The 6,451-nt window shown below is 66.7% G+C and carries 4 protein-coding genes; 3 read left to right on the top strand and 1 reads right to left on the bottom strand.

The features are described from left to right. From VFA16_RS21925 to VFA16_RS21915, 3 genes are all read left to right on the top strand, one after another. Positions 1-4,182: alpha-(1->3)-arabinofuranosyltransferase (locus tag VFA16_RS21925; protein ID WP_324969857.1), on the top strand; the 4,182-nt coding region annotated here is incomplete at its 5' end. A gap of 37 nt (positions 4,183-4,219) precedes the next feature. Continuing rightward, positions 4,220-5,674: a lipase maturation factor family protein gene (locus VFA16_RS21920; RefSeq protein ID WP_324969856.1), complete on the top strand. Its 1,455-nt coding sequence runs from the start codon at positions 4,220-4,222 to the stop codon at positions 5,672-5,674. Between the two features lie 300 nt (positions 5,675-5,974). Further along, positions 5,975-6,181, top strand: coding sequence for a hypothetical protein (locus VFA16_RS21915; protein WP_324969855.1), 207 nt, complete (start codon positions 5,975-5,977; stop codon positions 6,179-6,181). A gap of 57 nt (positions 6,182-6,238) precedes the next feature. Here the strand turns inward: VFA16_RS21915 and VFA16_RS21910 are convergent. Continuing rightward, positions 6,239-6,451 (bottom strand): TOBE domain-containing protein (locus tag VFA16_RS21910; RefSeq protein ID WP_324969854.1); only part of this gene is annotated, 213 nt, incomplete at its 5' end.

Here is a 6,451-nt window from a genome sequence, read left to right as displayed (position 1 = left end):
ACCAACCTGTGGAACAGCGAACTGCCGTTCGGCCAGGCTCAGAACCAAGCCTACGGCTACCTGTTTCCGCACGGCACCTTTTTCCTGGCCGGCCACCTGCTCGGGCTACCCGGCTGGGTCACCCAGCGGTTGTGGTGGGCGCTGCTGCTCACGGTCGGGTTTTGGGGATTGTTGCGGGTCGCCGAAGTGCTGGGCATCGGCAGCCCGAGCTCCCGGGTGATCGCCGCTGCGGCGTTCGCGCTGTCGCCGCGGGTGCTGACCACCCTCGGGTCCATCTCGTCGGAAACGTTGCCGATCATGCTGGCGCCCTGGGTGCTGTTGCCGACGATTCTGGCGCTGCGCGCGGAGCCGGGCAGATCGGTGCGACGGCTGGCCGGACAGGCCGGCCTCGCGGTCGCGTTGATGGGTGCAGTGAACGCGATCGCGACGCTGGCGGGGTGCCTACCTGCCGTCATTTGGTGGGCATGCCATCGCCCCACCCGGGTGTGGTGGCGCTTTACCGGGTGGTGGGCGGCGGCGCTGACGCTGGCGATGCTGTGGTGGCTGATCGCGTTGATCCTGCTGGCCCGGATCAGCCCGCCGTTTCTGGATTTCATCGAATCCTCCGGCGTCACCACCCAATGGTCATCGCTGGTCGAGGTGCTGCGCGGAACGGACAGCTGGACGCCGTTCGTGGCACCCAACGCCACCGCAGGCGCACCGCTGGTGACGGGGTCGGTGGACATCCTCGCCACCTGCCTGGTCGCGGCCGCCGGCCTGGCCGGCCTGGCCATGCGCGCCATGCCTGCACGTGGGCGGCTGGTCACGATGCTGCTGGTCGGGGTGACGCTGCTGGCCGCCGGCTACTCCGGTGGCCTGGGCTCGCCGGTCGCGCATCAGGTGCAGGCGTTTCTCGATGCGGGCGGCGCACCGCTGCGGAACGTCCACAAGCTGGAGTCGCTGATCCGGATCCCGGTGGTGTTGGGTCTGGCGCAGCTGCTGGGCCGGGTACCGCTGCCGGGCAGCGCACCGGTCCGCGAATGGGTCAGCGGGTTCACTCATCCCGAACGCGACAAGCGGGTAGCGGTCGGGATCGTCGCACTGATCGCGCTGATGGTGAGCACGTCGCTGGCCTGGACCGGTCGACTCACCCCGCCTGGCACCTTCCGGGCCATACCCCAGTACTGGCATGACGCCGCCGACTGGCTCACCGAGCACAACACCGGCACCCCGGCCGCGGGCCGGGTGCTGGTGGTTCCCGGCGCGCCGTTCGCCACTCAGGTCTGGGGCACCAGCCACGATGAGCCGCTGCAGGTTCTAGGTAATAGCCCATGGGGCGTTCGAGACTCCATCCCGCTGACGCCGCCGCAAACCATCCGGGCCCTGGACTCGGTACAGCGCCTGTTCGCCGCCGGGCGGCCATCAGTAGGGCTAGCTGATGCACTTGCCCGCCAAGGCATTTCATATGTGGTGGTGCGCAACGACCTGGAACCGGAGACGTCGCGTTCGGCCCGCCCGATTTTGGTGCACCGCGCGGTCGACGGGTCGCCCGGGCTGGAAAAGGTGGCACAGTTCGGGGCGCCGGTCGGTGCCGGCACGCTGTCGGGATTCGTCACCGACAGCGGGCTACGCCCCCGGTATCCCGCGGTGGAGGTCTACCGAGTGGCAGCGACCAACGTCAATCCGGGCGCGCCCTACTTCGCTGACACCGACCGACTGGCCCGCGTCGACGGCGGCCCCGAGGCCCTGCTGCGTCTCGACGAACGACGGCGCCTCCTGAACCAACCCTCGTTGGGCCCGGTGCTGTTGAGCGGCGACGCTCGTCGTGCCGGCCTGCCGGTGCCCAAGGAAGCCGGCATTACCGTCACCGACACTCCGTTGGCGCGGGAGACCGACTACGGCCGCGTCGACAACCACTCGTCGGCGATCCGGGCGGCGGACGACGCTCGGCACACCTATAACCGGGTGCCCGACTACCCGGTCCCCGGTGCCGACACGGCATTCGGCAGTTGGACTGGTGGCCGACTCACCGCGTCGAGTTCGTCGTCGGACTCGACCGCCCTGCCGGATGTCGCGCCCGCCACCTCGCCGGCCGCCGCCATTGACGGCGACCCGGCGACCGCGTGGGTGTCCAATGCGCTGCAGGCCGCGGTCGGGCAATGGCTGCAGGTCGACTTCGACCACCCGGTGACCAACGGCGTCATCACCGTGACGCCCAGCGCGACCGCCGTCGGCGCGCAGATCCGCCGCATCCAGGTCGCCACTGTCAACGGCACCACCACGCTGCGGTTCGACCAGGCCGGCAAGCCGCTCACCGCGGCGCTGCCCTACGGGGAAACGCCGTGGGTCCGCATCACCGCGATTGGCACCGACGACGGGTCCGCCGGTGTGCAGTTCGGTATCACCGACCTGTCGGTCACCCAATACGACGCATCCGGCTACGCCCATCCGGTCGAACTTCGCCACACCGTGCTGGTTCCCGGTCCATCGCCGAAGTGGGCTGTCAGGCAATGGGATCTGGGCTCGGAACCGCTGGGCCGGCCCGGCTGCGCCGCGGGGCCCGATGGTGTGCACTGCGCGGCGTCCATGGCATTGGCCTCAGAAGAGCAAGTGGTTTTCAGCCGTACGCTCACCGTGCCGCAGGCGGTGTCGGTGACGCCGACGGTGTGGGTGCGGCCGCGGCAGGGCCCCAAGTTGGCCGACTTGGTCACCGAGCCGGGCACCGTGCGGGCCCGCGGCGACTCCGACCTCGTCGACGTGCTCGGCTCCGCATACGCCGCCACCGACGGTGATCCGGGCACCGCATGGACAGCACCCCAGCATGTCGTTCAGCACAAGACCCCGCCCACGCTGACGCTCACCTTGCCGCGGCCCACCGAGGTGACCGGACTGCAGCTCACTCCCAGCGTGTCGGCGGTCCCGGCACACCCGACCATGGTGGCCATCGACCTTGGCGACGGTCCGCAGGTTCGCGAACTGAAATCAGGCGATCGGGCCGGTCCGCAGACAGTGCGGCTCACACCGCGCAGCACCGATAGCGTCAGAATCAGCCTGCTGAATTGGCACGACATCATCGACCGCACGGCGCTGGGCTTCGACCAGCTCAAGCCGCCGGGCTTGGCTGAGGTGGCCGTCCTCGGCGGTGACGGTCGACCCGTGGCGGCCGCCGACGCAACGCGCAACCGGTCGCGGGAGATCACCGTCGACTGCGGTCACGGCCCGGTCATCGCGATCGCGGGCCGCTTCGTGCACACCTCGATCCGCACCACGGTGGGCGCGCTGCTCAACGGCGAACCGGTCGCAGCCCAACCATGTGAGCGTGATCCCATTGCGCTGCCGGCCGGCCAGCAAGAGTTGGTCATCAGTCCCGGCGACGCGTTAGCGGTCGACGGAGCCGAGCTGACGGCTTCCGATGCCGCCGAATCACTCACGGCCGCAAAGGTTCCCGCCGCCACTGGAGCATGGGGACCGGCGCGTCGCGAGGTTCGGGCACCAGCGGCGATCAGCTCGCGGGTGCTTGTGGTACCGGAAAGCATCAACCCCGGCTGGGTGGCGCGCGCCAGCGACGGAACCCGGCTGACGCCGATAGCCGTCAATGGGTGGCAGCAAGGGTGGGTGGTGCCCGCGGGCACCTCGGGCACGATCACGCTGACGTTCGTCTCGAATTCGTGGTACCGCGCCGGGCTGCTGGGTGGGCTGGCTTTGCTGCCGCTGCTGGCCCTGCTCGCATGGTGGCCGGCGCGGCGACGGCATGACGACGACGTGCCCGCGCGTCCGTTGGCGCCGGGGCGCTGGGGGGCGGTCGCGGTGCTGGCCGCAGGCGCCGTGATCGCCGGCGTAACCGGGTTCGTCGTTTTCGGTGCTGCGCTGGCGCTGCGGTATGCCCTGCGCCGTCGGCAGCGATGGTGCGACGCGGTCACGCTCGGTTTGACCGCCGGTGGGCTAATTCTGGCCGGCGCAGCGCTATCTCGGCATCCGTGGCGGGCGGTCGACGGCTATGCGGGACACTCGCCGTGGGTGCAACTACTGGCACTAGTGTCGCTGGCAGCCGTTTCCGCGTCGGTGACGATGCGGCCGGCGGAGCGGCCCGACGAGGAACCGCGCGATCACTCCCGCATCGGTGACGATGCGGCCCGCGGAATCGCACGATCAATAACTGCAGATCTTCGGCGACATCGCGTTTTAGGCTGGAGATCGAAGTAGGTGGTTGTCAACGTCCAGGGTCCCGGGAGTTGTGGACATGGGATGGTTTACGGCACCGGAATATTGGTTGGGCAGGCTGATACTCGAGCGTGGTGTAGCAGCTGTCTATCTGATCGCGTTTGTTGCCGCGGCGAGGCAATTCCGTGCGCTTCTCGGAGAGCGCGGAATGCTGCCGATACCGCGTTATCTCGCTCGACAGGCTTTTTGGCAGGCGCCGAGCCTGTTTCATTTCCACTATTCGGACCGGTTTTTCGCAACCATTTCGTGGTTCGGCGCGGCGCTGTCGGCGGCGATTGTCGCCGCTGGGGCCGATCTCGTGCCGTTGTGGGCGGCGATGCCGATGTGGCTGGTGCTGTGGGTGCTGTACCTGTCGATCGTCAACGTCGGGCAGACGTGGTATTCGTTCGGCTGGGAGTCGTTGCTGCTGGAAACCGGCTTCCTAGCAATCTTCCTGGGCAACGACCGTGTCGGACCGCCGGTGCTGGCGATGTGGCTGGCGCGTTTGCTGCTGTTCCGGTTGGAGTTCGGCGCCGGGCTGATCAAGCTGCGCGGCGACCCGTGCTGGCGCGACCTCACCTGCCTGTACTACCACCACGAGACTCAGCCGATGCCAGGGCCGTTGAGCTGGTTCTTCCATCACCTGCCCAAGCCGCTGCACCGGGTCGAGGTGGCGGTCAACCACTTCGCGCAGCTGGTGGTCCCATTCGGCTTGTTCGCCCCCCAGCCGGTCGCCAGTGTGGCAGGCGCGATCGTCGTCATCACCCAACTGTGGCTGGTCATTTCGGGAAACTTCGCCTGGCTTAACTGGCTGACGATATTGCTCGGCTGCAGCGTGATCGACGACTCGTCATGGTCGACGGTGCTGCCGTTGCCCAAGCACCCTGTGGCAGCGGGCCCGCCGTTGTGGTTCGCGGCACTGGTGATCGCGTTCACCGCATTCTCGCTGTTTTTGAGCTACTGGCCGATGCGCAACATGCTTTCCCGCCAGCAGCGCATGAACATGTCCTTCAACCCCTTCCACCTCATCAACACCTACGGCGCCTTCGGCAGCATCGGGCGGATACGCCGTGAGTTGGTGATCGAGGGCACCGACGAGCCGGAGGTCACCGAGCACACGGAGTGGAAGGAATACGAATTCAAAGGCAAGCCGGGCGATGTCCGTCGGCTGCCGCCTCAATGGGCGCCCTACCATCTTCGGCTGGACTGGCTCATGTGGTTTGCTGCGATCTCGCCTCTGTACGGCGAGCGGTGGTTGGGACCGTTCCTGGTGCGGCTGCTGGAGAACGACCCGCCGACGCTGCGTCTGCTGCGGCGCAATCCGTTCCCCGATTCCCCGCCGCGGTATCTGCGGGTGCAGTTCTACGAGTACCGCTATACCACGTGGCGGGAGCTCGTGCGGGACCGGGCGTGGTGGCACCGCACGCTGGTTGGTGACTATGTCGGGCCGGTCACGCTGGGCAGGACCAAAACCTCGCCGGCGTCCGGCGACTAATGATGCAAAGTAGGGTTACCCACGGCAACCGCGGGAAGAAGGATCTCTCGGTAAAGAGACCTGAAGGGCAGCGAAGGACACAACGACTCGCCGTAACTGAGGTGAACAGCAATGATTGCGTCACGCGAGAGGGTACGCCATGGACTACTCCTCGACGGCCTCGGTAACGTACTTGATCTCAATGCTGTCGATTGGCATGTGCGACACCAGAATCCGAGTGCATCGCCTTCGGAAGTACAGAACGAAACCCTGGAGGTGATTCGCTCGTTGGTCAGCGATGGCCTATTCAGGCTGGGAGGCATGCCCCAGGAGAGCGAGCACTCTCCTGAACATTTCACTGCCTGGAACCGCCCACTCGAGCATTCGATGCACAAGATCTCCCACGTCTACGTCAAACACTACGACGACCCAGCACGATGGATGTATGCAGCGTGGCTGCAGCTCACCGACAAGGGCCAACGTCTCGCGCAATCAATTGAGAAGAAAGACCTAGATGGATACCGGTAGTCGGACCTTCCAGCACAGCGCATTTGGTTTCAATGCCACAGGCTGGTGGCCGGGTATTCAGTCGACGCCGATCGTCACTTCGGTGGACTTGATAAACACCGTCGCGGGCTGGCCCACCTTCAGGCCCAGCTCCTGTGCCGCATCCTTGGTGACTGACGACGTGACGACCTGATCGCCGCCGTCGAGCCGAACCTTCACGATGGCCATGACATTGCCGATGTCGACATCGGTAATGGTCCCTTTTAGCTGGTTTCGAGTCGACAATCGCAT

The sequence above is a fragment of the Mycobacterium sp. genome (genome assembly GCF_035653355.1).
In the GTDB taxonomy this organism is placed as follows: domain Bacteria; phylum Actinomycetota; class Actinomycetes; order Mycobacteriales; family Mycobacteriaceae; genus Mycobacterium.
This window is presented reverse-complemented; position numbering and strand designations above follow the sequence as displayed.

Coding starts and splice junctions, on each gene's coding strand:
- VFA16_RS21915 (WP_324969855.1), top strand. CDS start 5,975: ATGCCCCAGGAGAGCGAGCACTCTCCTGAACATTTCACTGCCTGGAAC.
- VFA16_RS21920 (WP_324969856.1), top strand. CDS start 4,220: ATGGGATGGTTTACGGCACCGGAATATTGGTTGGGCAGGCTGATACTC.